At 64.8% G+C, this 18,511-nt stretch carries 17 protein-coding genes; 3 read left to right on the top strand and 14 right to left on the bottom strand.

Annotated elements, in window-relative coordinates:
* Window positions 1-75 precede the first annotated feature (75 nt).
* From AC04SH_RS25260 to AC04SH_RS25235, 6 genes are read right to left on the bottom strand one after another with little or no spacing between them, the layout of a single operon-like run.
* Entirely contained in the window at window positions 76-936 is an 861-nt protein-coding gene (locus tag AC04SH_RS25260) for an RDD family protein (RefSeq protein ID WP_488577096.1), read from the bottom strand.
* Complete coding sequence (locus AC04SH_RS25255; protein WP_488577095.1) at window positions 923-1,942, bottom strand: stage II sporulation protein M; 1,020 nt, start codon at window positions 1,940-1,942, stop codon at window positions 923-925. The genes AC04SH_RS25260 and AC04SH_RS25255 overlap by 14 nt, the downstream gene beginning before the upstream one ends.
* Window positions 1,939-3,249: a DUF58 domain-containing protein gene (locus AC04SH_RS25250; RefSeq protein WP_488577094.1), complete on the bottom strand. Its 1,311-nt coding sequence runs from the start codon at window positions 3,247-3,249 to the stop codon at window positions 1,939-1,941. The genes AC04SH_RS25255 and AC04SH_RS25250 overlap by 4 nt, the downstream gene beginning before the upstream one ends.
* Window positions 3,246-4,202: an AAA family ATPase gene (locus AC04SH_RS25245; protein WP_112563586.1), complete on the bottom strand. Its 957-nt coding sequence runs from the start codon at window positions 4,200-4,202 to the stop codon at window positions 3,246-3,248. The genes AC04SH_RS25250 and AC04SH_RS25245 overlap by 4 nt, the downstream gene beginning before the upstream one ends.
* Window positions 4,189-5,394, bottom strand: coding sequence for a DUF4350 domain-containing protein (locus tag AC04SH_RS25240; protein ID WP_488577093.1), 1,206 nt, complete (start codon window positions 5,392-5,394; stop codon window positions 4,189-4,191). The genes AC04SH_RS25245 and AC04SH_RS25240 overlap by 14 nt, the downstream gene beginning before the upstream one ends.
* A complete protein-coding gene (locus AC04SH_RS25235; RefSeq protein WP_436259551.1) occupies window positions 5,391-6,023 on the bottom strand; it encodes a DUF4129 domain-containing protein in 633 nt (210 codons plus the stop codon). Before AC04SH_RS25235 ends, AC04SH_RS25240 begins: the two co-directional genes overlap by 4 nt.
* A 150-nt stretch (window positions 6,024-6,173) precedes the next feature.
* On the opposite strand from AC04SH_RS25235, the gene AC04SH_RS25230 reads away from it, so the two are divergent.
* Complete coding sequence (locus AC04SH_RS25230; protein WP_488577092.1) at window positions 6,174-6,956, top strand: hypothetical protein; 783 nt, start codon at window positions 6,174-6,176, stop codon at window positions 6,954-6,956.
* A 27-nt stretch (window positions 6,957-6,983) separates the two neighbouring features.
* Here AC04SH_RS25230 and AC04SH_RS25225 read toward each other — a convergent pair whose 3' ends face one another.
* The 6 genes from AC04SH_RS25225 to AC04SH_RS25200 all read right to left on the bottom strand — a co-directional run bounded on the left by AC04SH_RS25225 (window position 6,984) and on the right by AC04SH_RS25200 (window position 14,751).
* Entirely contained in the window at window positions 6,984-8,669 is a 1,686-nt protein-coding gene (locus AC04SH_RS25225; protein WP_488577091.1) for a hypothetical protein, read from the bottom strand.
* A gap of 125 nt (window positions 8,670-8,794) precedes the next feature.
* Entirely contained in the window at window positions 8,795-10,435 is a 1,641-nt protein-coding gene (locus AC04SH_RS25220) for an ABC transporter substrate-binding protein (protein WP_488577090.1), read from the bottom strand.
* 333 nt (window positions 10,436-10,768) lie between these two features.
* Entirely contained in the window at window positions 10,769-11,755 is a 987-nt protein-coding gene (locus tag AC04SH_RS25215; RefSeq protein ID WP_488577089.1) for an alpha/beta hydrolase, read from the bottom strand.
* A gap of 13 nt (window positions 11,756-11,768) precedes the next feature.
* Window positions 11,769-12,446, bottom strand: a complete 678-nt coding sequence (locus AC04SH_RS25210; RefSeq protein WP_488550468.1) for an isochorismatase family protein — start codon at window positions 12,444-12,446, stop codon at window positions 11,769-11,771.
* Window positions 12,447-13,751: a M24 family metallopeptidase gene (locus tag AC04SH_RS25205; RefSeq protein ID WP_488577088.1), complete on the bottom strand. Its 1,305-nt coding sequence runs from the start codon at window positions 13,749-13,751 to the stop codon at window positions 12,447-12,449.
* Window positions 13,752-13,854: 103 nt separating this feature from the next.
* Entirely contained in the window at window positions 13,855-14,751 is an 897-nt protein-coding gene (locus AC04SH_RS25200) for a GlxA family transcriptional regulator (protein WP_488577179.1), read from the bottom strand.
* Window positions 14,752-14,932: 181 nt separating this feature from the next.
* On the opposite strand from AC04SH_RS25200, the gene AC04SH_RS25195 reads away from it, so the two are divergent.
* The gene (locus tag AC04SH_RS25195) at window positions 14,933-15,430 is read left to right on the top strand and encodes a GAF domain-containing protein (protein WP_192253067.1); all 498 of its coding nucleotides are present in this window, start codon (window positions 14,933-14,935) and stop codon (window positions 15,428-15,430) included.
* A gap of 33 nt (window positions 15,431-15,463) precedes the next feature.
* Here AC04SH_RS25195 and AC04SH_RS25190 read toward each other — a convergent pair whose 3' ends face one another.
* The gene (locus AC04SH_RS25190; protein WP_488577087.1) at window positions 15,464-16,600 is read right to left on the bottom strand and encodes an FAD-dependent oxidoreductase; all 1,137 of its coding nucleotides are present in this window, start codon (window positions 16,598-16,600) and stop codon (window positions 15,464-15,466) included.
* An 86-nt stretch (window positions 16,601-16,686) separates the two neighbouring features.
* Between AC04SH_RS25190 and AC04SH_RS25185 the strand changes: the two genes are divergently transcribed.
* Entirely contained in the window at window positions 16,687-17,361 is a 675-nt protein-coding gene (locus AC04SH_RS25185) for a TetR/AcrR family transcriptional regulator (protein WP_488577086.1), read from the top strand.
* A 3-nt stretch (window positions 17,362-17,364) separates the two neighbouring features.
* Here AC04SH_RS25185 and AC04SH_RS25180 read toward each other — a convergent pair whose 3' ends face one another.
* Entirely contained in the window at window positions 17,365-18,441 is a 1,077-nt protein-coding gene (locus tag AC04SH_RS25180; protein WP_488577085.1) for a YeiH family protein, read from the bottom strand.
* Window positions 18,442-18,511: the final 70 nt, after the last annotated feature.

Raw genomic sequence — 18,511 nt, 5'->3', positions numbered from 1 at the left:
GGAGAAGGTGCCGGCAGGCGGATGAGGGGCAGCGCTGGCGTTCTGTGATTGTTACCAGGCGCTTAGAGTGCCTTCCTACCGCTGATACTTGTCCGCCTTGCGTGTTCCCAGCAGAAGCTTGCGTTCGAGCTGTGCCCGCAGTTCGCCGTAATAGGCGGTGAGGAAGGCCCTGGAATCGACCGGCTCGATGGCCATGCCGATCTTGCGCCCGATCGTCTCGGCCACGGCTTTCAGCGCGAAATAATCGTCGCGGCGCAGTACCTCTTCCAGCTTGTGCAGCTCGGCGATGCCATAGGCATCGAGCTGCGCCTGGCTGAAGCGGAAGGCACGTGCGTTTTGGCGTTGCGACAGGTCCTCGACCAGCGCCAGTTTCGGCGCCTCGACCACCCAGGTTCCGGCGAGCAGGTCGCCGATGCGCATGCGGTCGCGGTTGAACAGCGGGAAGAGCGCAAACAGCAGCGCCCAGACTAGTCCGAAGATCGTCGACAGTGTGTCGGCGAGTCCCATCTCGCTGCGGCCGAGGATGATCGACAGCGGCAGGAAGATCTCGATCTCGCGCATCAGATTGCGGGCGATGACCTGATCTACCGAAAGGCCGGCGCCGCTGCGCGACGCCACCCGGATGCCGAGCATCCGCTTGCCGGGCGTGGCGGCGCGGCGGCCGGCCTCGAAGACGATGAAATAGGCGTTGCGCAGGAAGAAGATCAGGATGATCCAGACGATGAACAGCGGCTGCGCCCCTTCGCCCTGGAGGCCGGCCAGCCCGAACAGCGCGACGATCGTGATCACGATTGCCGTGACGATGATGATGACGAAGTCGAGCAGGAAGGCGGCGGCGCGGGTGCCGGCATCGGCGAGCTTGATCCTGAGATCGACACCTTCCGGCGTGATCAGCGGCCGTATCGTCGAGACGGCAGCGCGCCTAGCGGTCGCCATGCCGCACCACCCTGAACAAATAGAAATAGCAAAGCCACAGCGTTAGCATGCCGCCGCCGATGGCATAGCGTGTGGCGTCGCTGGTGATCACCTGCCTGCCGATACCTTCGAGCAGGCCGGCGCACAAAAGCATGATCGTCACCCCGACCATGGTGGTGGCGGCCACTCGCCCGGCATCGGCCGCGGCCGTCATCCGGGTCAGTTCGCCGGGAAAGGCGATGCGCGTGCCGATGCGCATGCCGGCAGCGCCCGCCAGCGCGATTGCAAACATCTCCGTGGTGCCGTGGATGGACAGCCATCCGCCCAGCTCCACGCCAAGCCCCTTGGCGACGTAGATCTGGAACATCGCGCCGAGCAGGCAGCCATTCATCAGGATCAACAGCACGCTCGGCACCGCGAAGGCAAAGCCAAGCGCGAAGGCCAGGATCGCCACCTGGACATTGTGCGTGAACAGATAGGCGGCGAAGCCCGACAGGAAATTGCTGTCGGCGCCATCATAAAGCACCTGTCGCAGCACTTCGACTGATGCGTCCGGATTGCGCCCGCCGGCGAGACTCGGCGGGATGATGGCGTCGTACCAGCCCTTGTCTTTCGTCACCAGCCAGTCGCCGGCGCCGAAGCCGACAAAGGTCAGGACAACCGACAGCAGGGTCTCCCGCCACAAATCGCGAATGGCATGCGGCCAGTCATGCAGGAAGAAATCACCGATGCGCTGCCGGAGGCTCCGGCGCGCGCCATAGAGGTAGAAGTAGCCGCGCAGGCAGAGCGCTTCGAGATAGCCGACCAGCGCATTGTCGAGCGAGGTCGCCCGCGCCACCGAGAGCGAGGACAGCGCCGAGCGGTAGAGCAGCGGCAGCGACAGCAACTCGTCTTCCGACAGCGTGCGCGGCGCGCGTTTCTCGACCCGGGCAAGCAGCGCCTCGAACGCCTTCCAGTCGGCCTCTCGTTCCGAACGGAAGCTCGCCAGCGACTGGCGCACGGCATCCTTGCCGACCAGCGCGTTCACAACAGATCCTCCTCCTTGAGTTCGAGATAGCGCTCGACCAGCGCCGGTCCGAGCCTCTGGTGGTCGGCCTCGATGACATGGGCGCCGAGCAGCCGCAGCCGTCCGATGACGACCTGCCTTTCGCGCAACAGCCCACCGGCGACCACCGCGCGCGCCACATCCTCGGGTGTGTCCGGCGGCATGTCGGCCAGTGTCTCCAGCTCGACATCCTTCATCATCATGAACAGCACCAGATGCCGTTCGGTCAGCCGGCCGACGGTGCGCAGCATCAGTTCGGCGCTGATCGGATCGACGAAATCGGTGAAGATGATCACCAGCGAGCGCCGGTCGAGCCGCGCCGCAAGCGTCGTCAGCGCCAAAGTGAAATTGGTCTCTTCGGTGGAATAGTCGATCTCCGCCGCCCGCTTCTGGATCATGGCGAAGCTGGCCGAGCCGCGCACGGCGCCGCTGGACACGCGCGGCCGCGCATCGAAACCGAACAGGCTGATCATGTCGCCGCCCTTCAGCGCAATGAACGCTGTCAGCAAGGCGGCGGTGACGGCGCGGTCGACCTTCGGCACGCCGTCGACGGGCTCGCACATCAGCCGGCCGCTATCGATGGCCAGCACGATGTTGTTGTTCTCCTCGATGCGGAACTCGCGCGCCAGAAGCCTGCCGTGGCGGGCGCTGCGCTTCCAGTCGATCATGCGCCGGCCCATGCCGGGCTGGTAATCTTTCAGCGCCTCGAATTCGCGGCCCTGGCCGGCGCGGCGTTGCGCATGGCCGTCTGGCAACGACTGGCGCTGCAGAAGCGTGATCGCCTCGTCGCGGGCGCTGCGGATGTCAGGCAACACCGCGACCTTGTTGTCCATCGGCAGCACGACCTGGTTCCAGACCAGACCGAACGGCCCGCGCCAGCGCACCCACAAGCGGTCGAACCTGGCCATACCGCGCCGCAGCGCCTGGAATTTGAGGTCGAGCGATGCGCTGCCGGCCTCGGCAGCCAATGCTCCGCCTGTGCCGCCCAGCGGCTCCAGCCGCTCATCATGGCCGAGACGCGCCTGCACCGCGCGCGGACGTCCGCTGAGCCTGGCGGTGACATTGACAGTGAACTGGCCGCCGACGCTAACCTGCGGCGGCGCATGGATGGTGGCGTCCAGGGAAGCGCGTCCGCGCCCGGCGGCAGCGTCCACAGCTAGGAACGCAAGCAGCACGCAGATCCACAGCAGGCCGAGATACCATAGCGACGGCAGCGCGAGTGCGATCAGGAAGGCCGGTATTGCACCTGCCGCACCTGCCCAGACTGCCCGGCCGCTCGGATAAATCAACGTGGCGCTTCCGTCTGGTCGACAAGGTCGGTGACGATCTGCTCGACCAGGCGGCCGTCGATCTGCGCCGCCGGCGAAAGGATCACGCGATGGCGCAACGCCGGCACGGCAAGCGCTTTGACGTCGTCGGGGATGACATAGGCACGCCCGTCGAGCGCTGCCCGGGCGCGTGCGGCTCTCGCCAGCATGGCGCCCGCGCGCGGGCTGGCGCCAACTTCGAGGTCGGGGCTGGCGCGCGTCGCCCGCACCAGCCTGGCGATATAATCGACGACATCGTCGACAAGCGTGACCTCGCCGACTGTCGCCAGCGCCTTTTCCAGCGTCTTGCGGTCGGCCTGGGCGGTGATGCCGTACTGCTTGATATCGTGCGAGGCGGTGCCGCCGCCGTGATGGATGATGATTGCCTTTTCCTCTTGCGCGTCGGGATAGCTCACCCGGTGCTTGAACAGGAAGCGGTCGAGCTGGGCCTCGGGCAGGGGATAGACGCCCTGGTGTTCGATCGGGTTCTGCGTCGCCACCACCATGAAATTCTGGCCGAGCGAATGGGTGGTGCCGTCAAAGGTGACGGCATGCTCCTGCATCGCCTCCAGCAGGGCGGCCTGGGTCTTTGGCGGTGTGCGGTTGATTTCGTCTGCAAGCAGCAGGTCGCAGAAGATTGGACCGTGCGTCAGCGTGAATTGCCCGGTCTGGAAATTGTAGATGTTGGAGCCGACGATGTCGCCGGGCATCAGGTCGGGCGTGAACTGGATGCGGCCATAGGCGACGCCCAGCGCCTGGGCAAAGCAGCGCGCCGTCATCGTCTTGGCCGTGCCCGGCGGTCCCTCGAGCAGAATATGCCCGCCGGCGAACAATGCCGTCAGCATCAGATCGACCGTATCGTGTTGCCCGGTGATGGCCTTGGCCACCTCTTCCCTGATCTGTGTCGCCAGGGCCTTTACATCATCGACGTTCACCGAGCCTCCTTGCCGTCCAGTCGTGCAGCTTTTCGGCTGCCTCATGCATTTGTGTCAGGGTCTTTGCCGCGTCGGCGGCCTGCAGGCGGGTCGTGAAACCGCCGGTTTCGTCCTTATCGCGGGAATCGAGCCAGCGGTCGAGCGCTTCGCCCTGCAAACCATGCGGCGCACCAAGCAAAGCGCCGGCACGCACCCGCGCCAGCGCGCCGTAGCGATCGCCCAGCTCCTCCAGCCGGCCGGCGCGGCGCAACAGCATCGCCGTGGTGTCGACCAGCGCGCGCTTGCCGAAGGCGATGGCGCGCTGATCGGCCCGCGGCGGACCGAACCGGCCAAGGCCATGCAGGAACGCCAGCGCCGCCGCCGCCAGAATGGTCAGCGTCAGCGCCAGGAAAGGCGGTTCGACCAGAAGCTTGGCGAGGTCGTATTTTCGCCCGAAACCGTGCAGCGTCAGGTCGAACGTCACCGGACCCTCTTCGGACTGCAGGAACTCGATCAGCTTCAGCGCCGCCGCTGCCTTGTCGGGATCCTTGAGCGCGGCATTGTTGATCAGGTCGGGGTCGGTCAGGATATAGAACCGCTCGTCTTCCACCTCGGTCAGCACCGCCTTACCGTTGCCGGCGGCAATCAGCGGGTGTTCGTCTGCTACCCACTGCAATTGGTCGGGAACGTTGACCATCTGCCCTGAGACGTCGATTTGTTTGACCGTGATCTCGCCTCCGCCGAGCTTGGCCTTGGCGATGCGGCCGAGCCAGTCGTTCACCACGACGGCCGGTAGCCGCTCGATCTTCATCTCCCAGCCCTCATGCTGGAACAGCGGCAAGGTCGCCCATTTGGGCAGCACGAACAGCGTATCCATACCCTTGCGAAGCTTGATGATGTTGGCGAGCGCATCCGGATCGCTGTCGGGTGAGATGGTGACGACCAGCAGCATTTCGGTCTCGAGGTCGCTGTCGGACCGCGCCATGTCGGGGGCTTCGCCGGTAAGCTCCAGCCACTCCGCCAGGCCCGCATAGCCGATGCCGCTCTTCGACAACGGCGTCGCGCCGCCGACGCTGGGCTGACGGAAGTCGGGGGCATAGGTGGACAGCAGGAAGAAGCCCGCCGCCGCGAGCAAGCTGGCAAAAATGCCCCAGAACAGCGTCCTTCGGCTGAACGGTTCCTGCTGGGCGATGTCGGCGGTCGAAGCACTCACACCCAGGCATCCCTGAAGACGAATCGCTCATAGGCGCCGCGCGCCTCCTGCCAGCCCTCTGGGCCGACCGGCCGGCGCGCGAAAAGCGCCGCCTCGACGATACGCGCGATCTGGGTGAAGGCGCTGCGCGCCCGTGTCGGGATCGAAGCTGCACTGGCGATGTCGCGCGCGGTCAGCGACGGGCGCAGAAAGTCCGGCAGGCGCCCGGCAATGTCGGCGACACTGCGGCGAAGCAGGAGATGCACCGCCTCGTCATACTCGCCGCGGGCAGCCAGCGCATCGGCTTCCGACAACAGGATCTGCGCCGCACCGACGTCGGGACGCCACGTCGCTTCAGCCTCGGTCACGCTCTTCTTGCGCCGCCAGGGCAGGCGCCAGGCGACGCCTTTCACCTCGAGCAAAATCAGCAACAGGATGATCGCGGCACCTGTGATCACGGCGCCCCAGAACAGGTAGATCATGTAGGGGCCAAGCCATTTCAGGAACTCGCCAAACGGCTTCAGCCACTCGGGTGGCTGGGGCTGCACATAGGCCGGCAGGTCGAACTGGATCGAATCGTCCGACAGCAACTGCTTGTGCAGTTTGGCCAGCCATTCGGCTTGCGCAGCGTCCGGCTGTGCAGCAGTCACCTTTTCGCCCCCATGCAACCCGCAGTTCGCGCGCCGACACTGACAATGCAGCGCAACATTTGCAAGTGGGCTAGACGCCGCTCGCCAATCTTGGCAAATTTACTACTGCGGTCGCCGGACAATATTCGGCGGGGGAACAGGGGGCGCATCATGACTTCGGCAACATTTGCACGGCCCGAGAAATTTCAGATCGGCAGGGTCTTCAACAACAGCTTCTCCGTCATCGGCCGAAATATCGTCCTGACGGTCGGATTGGCCTTTCTGTTTTCGGGCTTGCCGACGATCTTGCTCCAGCTGTGGACCGATTCTCGCATGCAAGCGCTCCTGCAGGCCGATCCTGGCGCCGCGGCCGATCCCACCTTAATGTTGCGCAATTCCTGGGTCACGGTTGTCGCCATTTTCGTCAACTCCATTTTCGCGCTGTTGCTTCAGTCGGCGCTTGTGCGGGCCACGATCGAGGACCTGAACGGCAAGCGTCCGACCTTCGGCGACAGCCTGCAGATCGCCATTCGCTTTCTGCTGCCGACCCTGGCGATAGGTTTCCTCGTTGCTTTGGGATCGGGCCTGGCGATGATCGCCTTGATCGTGCCCGGCATCATCCTGTGGCTCGGCTGGTCGGTCTCGGTGCCGGTTTTGATCCAGGAGCGGCTTGGCGTGTTTGGCTCCATGTCGCGCAGCCGCGCCCTGACCAAGGGCAGCCGCTGGTCGCTGTTCGGCCTGTTCGTGGTGCTGTTGATCATCGCCATGGTCATCCAGGGGGCGGTTGGCGTGGTTGTCTACCTGTTTCACGGCACCGCCGCTACGATCGTGGCGGGGCTGGTGCAGAGCGTGACGTCGATGCTGCTGTCGGTCGCCGCCGCGGTCAGCTATGTCGAGCTGCGCCAGGTCAAGGAAGGCACCAGCGTCGACGAGCTGGCGGAAATTTTCTCGTAAGGCGACGCCGCTGCGGTCGGCTGGGCTTCAATGGCAGCAGCTATGCTCCGCTTGCACGCTCGTCCGGCACAGGCATGACGAGGTGATCGCCAAATCCGCCTTGGCCAGTGCCGTGGCCAGCTTCACCAGCAGCCCCGCCAGTTCCGCGCTCTCGCCGCGCCGTTTCAGGCACTCGACCAGCCCGTGCAGCGCCCAGACATTGTCGGGGTGCTGGGCGCAGCGCTGAACCTTGCCGCTGAGGCCCAGATCGTCGCGATAGACCTGCTCGGCCTCCTCAGCGTGGCCCTGGTCGAGTAGCAGGGCGGCTAGTGCGTGGCGTGGCGGGTGCATCCAGGCCCATGGCTCGGTGTAGGACAGATTGTCGTCGAGCTCGACTGCGTGGCGCAGATGAGTATAGGCCTCGTCATGCTGGCCCTGGTGGTAAGCAAGCTCGCCATCGAGCAGGGCCGCACCAACGGCCAGCGAAGCCCGCGTCGGATTGCTGAGGAAGCGCCGTTCCGGTGGGATGCTCTCGACCTGCCTGCGGAAATTTTCGCGCTCGCGCTCGGCGGCCGTGAATTGGTTGAGCGTGGCATGCGCGACGCCCTTGGCGTAGTGCTGCATGGCTGATGTCAGCACATAGAGTTCCGGCTCCGCCACCATCGGCTCGTCAATGATCTCCTGCCAGCGGCCGAAGCGCACCTGCACGTGCGGTTTCATCGCGTGATAGCCTTCAACCGTCTGCGTCAGCTTCGGCCGGTCGGGGATGGCGACCACGTCGCGCGCGACCAGGCTGCGCACCTTGTCGGCCGCCCACAGCGCCGGCTGGCACTGGCCGAGGAACATGCAGGTGAACATCATCAGATGCAGATCGTGGCAGCAGCCGAGCAGATAGTAAGTCGGCTCACTGGCATAGGCGAGATAGAGGTCGTTGGCGCGCACCGCCTTTTCGCTGGCGAGCTTCGCCTTCTCGTATTCGCCGCACAGCACATGGATATGCCCGGGCATGTGGTTCATGTGGCCGGCATCGGGACACATCGTGCCAAGCAAATCGGCCGAACGTATGCCGCGCTCCGGCTGCGTCGACATTTCCAGGAGATGGATGTGCAGATGCAGGATCGCCGGATGCGGCGCAGTGCCGGCTTCGTCCGACAGCCGGATCGAACGCTCACAGACTTCCAGCGCCTCCAGCACATCCGAATTCGGCGCCGGTCTGCCAGTCTTCAAATCCCACAGCCGCCGCACCGTGCGCATCATCAGCGCCTCGACGGTGAGCGCCATCACGTCATGGTCGTCGGGAAAATCGCGATAGACCTGCCGCATCGCGGCGGCATAGGCATTGTCCCATTGTTCGAATTCCGCGGGCGTGACGCCATGAGGCTGCTGGAAGCGGGCGGCCAGCGCCTCGATCAGCCGCTGCTCGACGGGGCTGGCGCTCGCAGAACCTGCCCGCGCCAGCTGCACATGATCGAAGCAGCGGCGGGTGGCACGGTTCGCCTCGTCCTTGCCGTGCTCTTTCCAGGTGAGGTTGTAAAAAGGCCCGGCGGCATAGGCGATGCCCCAATGCACGAAGGCGCAGCCTGGATCGGTTTCCAGCGCCTTCTCGAAGCACTTTATGCCTTCCTCATGGTTGAAGCCGTAACACCAGTTCAGCCCGATATCGAACCAGCGCTGCGTCTCGGCCGAGGCGGTGGAGATGGGACGGCGATAGCTGCCGAGGTCGAAATGGTCCATGCCTGATTCGCTCTGAGCCGAAAGTCGGTCAGGCGCAATCTGTGCCAAAATTCGTGGCGATGGCAAATGGCATTCGGCCGGCACGGCTCATTCGAACCGCGCCGGCCCAACAGTCCCGGGAGGGATCAGCTTTCCAGCCACACCTTCTCGAAGTGCTGTTCCAGCGACTGGTGTTGTTCGCAGCCTTGCACGCCCTTGCGGTAGGTGCGGTAGACCGAGCGCCAGTAGGGCTGGATGATGATGCCGGCATCGCGCAGATTCTGCTCGATCTTGGCCATGATCTCCTTGCGCTGGGCGGCATCCGGCGTTGCCAGCGCCTTGTCGAGAAGTTCGTCGAATTCTTTGTTGGCGTAGGCGCTTTCGTTCCAGGCCGCACCCGATTTGTAAGCAAGCGCCAGCACCTGGACGCCGAGCGGGCGGCCGAGCCATTCGGTGGTGGAGAAGGGGTATTTGCTCCAGTCGTTCCAGAAGGTTGCTGCCGGCAGCACCGTGCGCTTGATCTTCAGGCCGGCCTCGCGCATCTGCGCTGCGATCGCGTCGCCGGTGCTCTTTTGCCATTCGACGTCGACCGAGATCAGGTCGAATTCGTGGTCGGTCTTGCCGGCCTCGGCGAGCAGTTTCTTCGCCTGGTCCACGTCGCGCTTGGCCGGGCCGATATCGGCAAATTCCGGGTGCATCGGGCCGACATGGTGGTTGTCAGCGGGCTTGCCGCGGCCACCGAGGCCAAGCGCCAGCACGGCCGAATTGTCGACGGCAAGCTGGGCGGCGCGGCGCACCTTGACATCGTCATAGGGCGCGTTGCCGACATTGAAGCGGGCGACGATGGTCGAGCCGGTGGCGATCTCGGAATTCAGCAAGCCCATCTGCTCGGTCTGCGACACGGCGTCGGAAGCGGTTTCGTGGTCGGTGTCGATCTCGCCGGATTCGAACGCCGACAGCATGGCGTTGGGGTCGGAGCCGTAATCGACCCATTTGATGCCGTCGAGGTAGAAGTCGCCCTTCCACCAGGGCTTGTCCTTGCGCTTCACCTCCGCACTTGTCTCGGCACTCCAGCTGACCAATTCGCACGGACCGGTGGTGATCGCCAGCGCCTTCATCGGGTCGTCGCCACCTTCATAGGAGCGGTGCATGATCAGCGCCGGATAGTCGGCCATGCCCGCGATCAGCGAAATATCGGGCTTCGGCAGATTAAGTTTTACGGTGAAGTCGTCGACCTTCTCGATGCCGCCGTCGACCGGCTTTTTGGTGTCGGCATTGACCAGCGCGCCCATGCGCGCGGCGACCGAATTGCCGGCAACTGACGCATCGCACCAGCGGGTCAGATTGTGGATGACATCGTCGGCGTTAAAGGTGTCGCCGTTAGACCAGGCGATGCCCTTGCGCACATGCAGGGTGATTGTTTTCGCGTCGTCGCTGGTTTCCCAGCTTTCGAGCAGCCATGGCTCGAAGGTGAAGTCGCGGTTCCAGCGCACCAGATATTCGTTGCAGTGGCGCGCGACATTGGACATTTCGACGCCGTCGAAAGTGCGCGGATCCTTGAAGCCCTTGACGTTCATGGCGACGCGCAAGGTGCCGCCGCGCTTCGGCTCCTCGGCCCGGGCAGGCGAAGCGCTGAGGCCGCCCAGCGCCAGCGCGCCGGCAGCACTGACACCGAAGCCGGCCATGATGGCGAGATATTCGCGCCGGCTGACACCGCCTTTCCTGAAATCATCGGCAACGGGTTTCGCCTGCGGGTGCAGTCTTCTGTCGGTCAGCATGAATTTCATCGTCGTTCCCTCTTTTGTTGGGCGCCCCGACGGATCGCGTCCGCTGGGGGCAGATGCGATCGCCGGGGCGCCGTTGCCTGAGCAGACAATGATAGGGCGAGCTTACGCAGGGAAATGTTCGCCTTTCCGCAATTCTTGTGCGCTGCTCCGCAGGGGGGAGCCTGAGCGAAGGCCCCCTCACCCAGCCTCCGCTTCGCTCGGCTGACCTCTCCCCGAGGGGAGAGGAGATGGCGAATGCTGGCGCCTACCTCTTCTCCCCAGCGGGGAGAAGGTGGCCGCGAAGCGGCCGGATGAGATGAGGGGGCCTTCGCTAGGTCCGGAGCGCAACGAAGCTCAGTACGGCCACTCACCCTTGCCGAGCACGGCGACGGCGGCGATGGCCGCCAGGATGCACAAAAACGCTTCGCCAGCGCGCCCTACATTCTTGCGGGCGCGCAAAAAACTGTGCACCAACCGCGGCTCCTCATACCACCAGGCTCGGCCGCCAGCGGCGAGGATACGGTCGCGATAGGTCTCGCCATCCGACGACAGCGGATCGCATTGGGCGGTGACGATGACCGTCGGCGGCAGGCCGGAGAAATCGCTGTCGCTCAGCGGCGAAAATGTCGGGTCATCGCGCGACTGCGCCGGACCGGAGCGGATGGTGCGGTAGGCCTCGATGTCGCGCAGCGTCAGCAGGGGCGCTTGCGCATGCTCGACATACGAGCCGGCATTCTCGTCGCCGCCGAGGCCGGGATAGATCAGCACCTGGCCGACGGCGTGGCGCGGGTGGCGGCGCGACGCATGCGCGACCGCGGCGGCAAGGTTGCCGCCGGCACTCTCGCCGACGAGCACGATCGGCAGATCAGTCGTCTGCGCCGCCCATTCGAAGGCGGCAAGCGCATCCTCGAAAGCGGCCGGGTGCGGATGCTCCGGCGCCAGCCGGTAGTCAGCGGAGACGACGTCGAAGCCGGTGCCGGCGCAGATTTCGGCGCAGATGTCGTCATGACTGTCGAGCCCGCCCAGCACAAACCCGCCGCCATGATAATAGACGACGAGTGCGCGTAACGGCTTGCCCGCCATGCGATAGTGGCGGATGGGAATGGCGTGCCCTTTATCGCCGGCAATGATGCCATCGTTCGCGGTGACGCCTTTGGGATAACCCTGATGGAAGGCGCGGCACATGGCATCATAGACCGACCTCTGCTCGGCGATCGGCAGTTCGGCGATTTCGGGCGGAAACCAGTCGTTGATCCGGTCGATGTAATCCCACAGCGCCGGGTCGAGCAGGGCGGCGTATTTTCCCCGCCGGGGTGTCTTGAGCTTGTGGACCGTGCCCATTGTCTCTTGCCGCTCAGAGTTCGCCGTACAGCCGGCCGGCGTTTTCAAAGGTGAAGCGCAGCGGCACCGAGCCCTCGACCTGCCATGCGCTGACGGTATCGCCCGCCATCAGCCGGCAGGCGTCGATGGTGTTGGTGACGGCGCCGCCATAGAGCCGGTTGGCGAGGTTGAGGATGGCGGTCTGGTGCATGGCGGCACTGCCGCTGCCGCATGCATCCTTGACCAGCAGCACACGAAAGCCGGATGCCACCGCGTCCTTCACCGTGGCGTCGACGCAGGCCTCGGTCCACACGCCGGCGACGATCAGCCACTCGATCCCGCCGGATTTGAGGTCGCGCGCCGCCGGCCCCGAACGGAAGGCGCTGGCCTCCGCCTTGATCAGCAAGGCTTCGCCATTGGCCGGTGCCACCTCATGACAGATTTCCGTCAGCGGATCGCTCTTGTCGGAAAAGGCCGACTTGCCGTCGGCATCGAGCGGATGGAACGGCCGCGCCTTGGCGGTGTCGACAATATAGGCCCAGTGGTAGAGCGGCACGAAGTTGCGCCGCGCCGCCGCCTGCAGGCGCTGGACGTTGGCCAGCACCTCGCCATAGCCTTCGACCAGATAGCGCTTGTCCTGCCGGTGCTCCTCCTGGAGGTCGATAAACACCGCCGCCACCGTGCCGCGTTTGATCGAGATCGGTGCCTTCATCTAGGCAGCCCCTGCCAGAAACTCATCCTCGTAGGGAAAGCGCGACAACAGTTCGGTGCCTGTGTCGGTGATCAGGATCTCGTCCTCCAGCTTGACGCCCTCGCGACCGCCTTTCTCGCCGATATAGCTTTCCACGCTGACCACCATGCCGGGCACGATAATGCCGTCGCGGCCGTAGGTCTCATAGTCCATGGCATGGGCAATGAACGGCGTCTCGCCATGCATGCCGACGCCGTGCATCACTGAGGTATAGCGCTGGTCGACGAAACGGTCCGGGATTTTCCACGCTCTTTCGGCGATCTCGCGAAACGCCATGCCCGGCTTCACGATCGAAATGTTGTGCTGAACCTGGTCGTGCGCCATGCGGTAGAGCGATTTCTGATAGTCGGTCGGCTTGCCCGGCCCGCAGCGGAAGGTGCGGGAAAAATCGGAATAATAGCCGTAGCAGCCGATCGTGTCGGTATCGAGCGCCAACAACTCGCCCGGCCGGATCTTGCGGCCGCTGGCCTCGTTGAACCACGGATTGGTGCGCTGGCCGGAGGTCAGGAGCCGCGTCTCGATGAATTCGCCGCCTTGGCGGATCACCTCGCCATACATGATGGCAAACAGCTCGTTTTCGGAGACGCCGGGCTTGATCGCCTCGCGCACGGCGTAGACGGCCGCCTCGGCGCCGGCCATCGACACCTGCAGGCATTTCACTTCCTCAGGCGTCTTCACCGCCCGCACCGCCAGGATTTCGCCCTGACAATCCCGGACTTCGCAGCCGCGCTTTTCCAGCGCCAGCGCCTGCAGATGGCTGCAGCGGTCGAGCCCGAGCTTCATCGAGCCGCCACCATGCTTCTTCAACAGTTCGGCGATCTCGTCGGCGAAAGGGCCGGCGGTCTCGTCGTCGCGGCCCGACACCGAAGACCATACCAGCTTGGATGGCCGCGCCTCGTCGATGGTGTCGAGCACCATCGAAACATGGTAACTCTGCGGATATTCGAACAGCACGATCGGCCCTTCGGTCGGGATAAAGAAATAGCGCGTCGAATTGCGCAGAAAATAGCCGAACATGTTGCGCGAGCCGGTGGCGTAGCGCTGGTTGTAAGGGTCGAACAGCACGACGCCGCCATAGCCGGCCTCGCGCATCCAGCCGCGCAGTTTCGCAAGCCGGCCCTTGCGCAACGCGTCGGCATCGATGAAGGACGGCTCGGTGTCCGACAGCCACATTCCACCGGCAGAGTCCGCAGCCGCCGGATGGCGCATGCGATCCTTGAAATCCACGTCCTCGGTGCTGTCGGGATCGAAAACGACGATGCTCATGGGTCGGCCTCCTGAAGGCTCGAACATAGCCGGGCGCTAGGCAAAGTCTGTGCGGAATCCCGCAAATGTTGTGCGCAATGCCGCTGGCGTTAGCGAAGCACCACTAATGCCGCCGCATCGCCTTCGGCGCATGCCCGTGTTCTTCGCGAAAAGCCCTCGCAAAACTCGACATCGACGCAAAGCCGCAGGCCAGCGCCACATCTCGTACCATCAGCGTTGAATGCGCCAAAAGGTCGGCGGCGCGCCGCAGCCTGAGGCGCCGGTAGTAGCCGTTGGGCGAAATGCTGAGCTCGCTGCGGAAATTGCGCTCCAGCTTGTCGGAGGAGACGCCGAGCCTGGCCGCCAGTTCCGTCATGCCGAGCCGCTCTTCCACCGCATCTTCCATGATGGCGATGGCCGACAGCACCAGCTCGTTCTGGACCCCGGTGCGCAGCCTGAGGGGCATCAACTTGCGGTCCACACTGGAGCGCAAAGGGCTGTGCACGAACCATTCGGCGACGCCTGCCGCGAGCTCGCCACCATAATCGTTGGTGATGATCTCCAGCATCATGTCGAGGCTGCCGACGCCACCGGCCGAGGTGAAGCGCTTGCGGTCGATGACGTAGAGGTCGCGCCTCAACTCGATGTCCGGAAACGCCTCGGTGAAGGCGGCCTGGCTGGTCCAGTGCAAGGTGCAGGCATGGCCGTCGAGCAGGCCGGCCCTGGCGAGGAAGAAGGCGGCATCGGCCACCGCGCCGATATGGGCGCCGCCCCGCAGGCTCTTGCGCATCCAGGCAACCGCATCGTCGGCGATAAGCAAGTCGGCATTGCCGCCCGAGCAGACGACGATGCGGTCGACCTTCGGCGCGCCTGAGGCTGAGAATCCCGGTTGTATGACAACCCCATTGGACGCCTCGACCGTGCCCTTGTCGGCGCCGACGATCACCCAGCGATAGCACTCGCGCTTGGCCAGCACATTGGCGGCGCGCAGCGGCTCGATCACCGAACTGAACGCCATCATCGGAAAGCCGGGAAACACCAGCACGGCAAAGGTGAGAGGGCCTTCGCTCGCTGCGGGCTGCACCCGGTCCTGTCTTCTGCTGGCATGGACGGTATTCACAATTGTGTATTTCCCAGGCGCGTCATTGGTGGCAGACAGGGATATAGCGGGCATCCTGGTCCGCCGGCAACGGAGACGAACCATGTTTGCGGCCCAGACCATCGACAGCACCGACAAGCCAGCCTTCTACCGCGAACTGGCCACCCAGTTGAAGGCGCTGCTGGAGGGCGAGAGCGATTCGGTCGCCAATGCCGCCAACACATCGGCGCTGATTTTTCAGATGGTGCCCGACCTCAACTGGGCCGGCTTCTATTTCCTCGCCTCCGACGAGGAACTGGTGCTCGGGCCGTTCCAGGGCAAGCCGGCCTGCGTGCGCATCGCCGTCGGCAAGGGCGTGTGCGGCACCGCCGTCGATCTCGAAATGTCGATGCTGGTCAAGGATGTGCATGAGTTTGCCGGCCACATCGCCTGCGACGCCGCCTCGCGTTCGGAACTGGTCGTGCTGCTCAGGGACAATGACGGCGTCTTCGGCCTGATCGACCTCGACAGCCCGACGCCCGGCCGCTTCGACAAGGACGACCAGGCCGGCATCGAGGCGCTTGCCGCGATCTATGTCGCGGCAAGCTCTTTCGAGGACTGAGCTAATCCACCTTCGCCAGGATCGGGACTGCGGTCATCCGTGCTTCCCCTCGAGCACGCCGGTGAAGAAGCCGACGAGCCCGTACGGTGCGTTCTCGTCGAGCAAGAGCTGCAGCATCTGCTGTGCGTCGGCCGCGGCCGCTTGGCTGCGCGGGAACAGCGCCTGTTCGTAGACGGCGAGCGCCGTTTCGATGTCGCCGGGCTGCGCGGCGATCGCCTTGCCGAGCGCGGCGCCGTCGAACATCGCCAGGTTCGCGCCTTCGCCGGCCGGTGGCGCCAGATGGGCGGCATCGCCGAGCAGCGTCACACCGGGCACACGCTTCCATTGGTGATCGGTCGGGAGTGTGTTGATCGTGCGCAAAGTGGGGAGGGTTTCGCCGTCTGTTATCAGCGCAGTGAGCGCCGGCGCCCAGCCGTCGAACTCGGCGGCAACCCGAGCCTTTGTGGCGGCCGCGTCGCTGAAGTCGATGCCGGCGAACCATTCGGCGGGACGGGTGAGCGCTACATAGGTGTGAAGCACGGCTCCCGCCTCGCGGTGCCCGAAGATGCCTTGGCCAGGGGCAAGCGCGAACAATGTGCCGCCGCCCATCGCTTCGGCTGCCGCCGGGTGACGCTCGTCGGCGTCGTAGAGATAGGTCTCGACAAACGACGTGCCGGTATAGGCGGGCGTGGCATCCGACCACAGCGGCCGGACCTTCGACCAGGCGCCGTCCGCGCCGACGAGAAGGTCGGTGCTTTCGCCCGATCCGTCGGCGAACGTCAGTTGGTGCCGGCCGGAGACAAGCGACACGGCACTGGTGAGCTTCTTCCCCCACTGGATGGTCTGCGCCGGCAAGGAGTCGATGAGAATGCGCCTGAGATCGCTACGCAGCACTTCAGGACGCCCGCCGGTACCGTCATCCGGCTCCTCAAGTAGCACCGTGCCGTGCTTGTCGAGCACGCGCGACGCCTGGCCGCCTTCGTGGATGATGGCGCGGAATGCGTCGGTGAGGCCGGCCGCCGCGAGCGCAAGCTGTCCGCTGTCCGCGTGGATATCAAGCTGTCCGCCTTGCGTGCGGGCCTCGGCCGAGGGCTCCGCCTCATAGATCGTCGCTGCTATGCCGTGGACGTGGAGGACACGGGCGAGGGTGAGGCCACCCAGGCCGGCACCGATGATGGTGACTGGTGACATTGTCATCTTTCTCTGAAATACTCATTGGAACGATGTTCCATTCCTGTTAAATGGAACGCCGTTCCACTGATGTCAAGATGGTGCTCATGGCAAAAACCACTCAACGGGCAGAACGACGCACGGACGCGCTCTCGAAGGAGCGGATCGTCGAGGCTGCGATCGGGATCCTCGACAAGGACGGTGAGGGCGCGCTGACCTTCCGCGCGCTCGCGGCGCGCCTGGCAACCGGGGCCGGGGCAATCTACTGGCACGTCGCGGACAAGAACGAGCTGCTCGCGGTCGCCACCGACGATGTCATCGCCCGTGTCATGCGGGTTCGCGAGGCAAAGCCGCGGGAGGCGATCCGGGCCATTGCGCTGGGCTTGTTCGACGCGATCGACGCTCACCCCTGGGCGGGCGCGCAGCTGTCACGTGCGCCCTGGCAATCCTGCGTGGGGGAGATTTTTGAAAGCATCGGCGGCCAGCTCGATGCGCTCGGCGTAGCCGAACAGGCGCAGCTCGACGTCGCGTCCGCTCTGGTGCATTACATCCTGGGTTGCGCCGGGCAGAACGCCGCGAACGCTGCGAACGCCCGCCTCCTGCCGCCTGATACGGATCGTACGGCGTTCCTGGCGACGATCATTGCACGGTGGACGCAACGCGACCCCGCCGGCTTTCCGTTCCTGCACAAGATGGCGGCACGGTTTCGCGACCATGACGACCGCGAGCAATTCCTCGCCGGCATCGACCTGATCCTGGCAGGCGCCGAGACTGCCCGATAGGAATTAGGCGAACTTCACCAGCATCAGGCTGAAGCAGCCGATGAACAGGAAGGCCGAGAAGGCAAGCGCCAGCGGCCGCAGGCCGCGCGAGCGCAATTGCGAAATGTTGGCTTGCAGGCCCATGGCGGCGAGCCCCATGGTCAGCATGATGGTGGTGCCCAGCGCCATTGCCGACTTCACGTCGGCCGGCACGGTCACTAGGCTGTTCAGCGCCACGACTGCGACGAAAGCGGCGACGAACCACGGCATGGGCGGCCGCGCCGCCGATTGATCGCCTGACCGGTCGCTGCTCGTCTTGCGGCGCGCCATCAGGCCGAGCGCGATGACCATCGGGGCCAGCATGGAAACACGGGTCAGCTTGGCGACGGTGGCGATCTCGCCGGACTGTGCGCCGTTCTGGAAGCCGGCGCCGATGACCTGCGCCACCTCGTGGATCGAGGCTCCGGCCCACAGGCCGAACGCATGCTGGTCGAGCCCGAGCACAGGCGCCAGCAGCGGGAAGCCGAGCATGGCGACAGTGCCGAACAGCGTGATGGAGGCGACGGCGTAGGTGACGTCTTCGTCGTGCGCATCGGTGACGATGTTGGTGGCGACAATCGCCGAGGCGCCGCAGATCGAGGTGCCGGCGGCAATCAGTTGCGCCAGCTTGGCGTCGACGCCGAGCAGCCGGCCGAGCGTGATGGTGAAGACGAAGGTGGCGCCAAGGGTAGCTGCGACAATGCCGACGCCGCTGGCGCCGATGGAGACGACCTGGCCGAGCGTCAGCTGGAAGCCGAGCAGCACGATGGCAAAGCGCAGCAGGCGCTTTTGCGAGAAGCCGATGCCGGCCTTGGCATGGGCGGGGGTGCCGAGCACGTTGGAATAAATCATGCCGGCGACGACGGCGAGGATCATCGGGCTGAACAAGGCAAAGCCTGAGACATTGTGGGCCGAGAAGGCCACTGCGGTGATCATCGCCACCAGCACTACACCGGGGATAACGCCGTTCCACGCCAAATCGAGCCGCTTGCGGCCCGCGGTCAGATCGGTCGGTATCAGGCTTTTCGGAATTTCGTTCGCGATGTTGGTGACGGAAGACAATGCGATTCTCCAGGCGACTACACCGGAGGAATGCCATTCCCGAACCGATCTTTCCAACGAATTGTTCTGG

This window comes from Mesorhizobium sp. CNPSo 4688, assembly GCF_057784295.1.
This window is presented reverse-complemented; position numbering and strand designations above follow the sequence as displayed.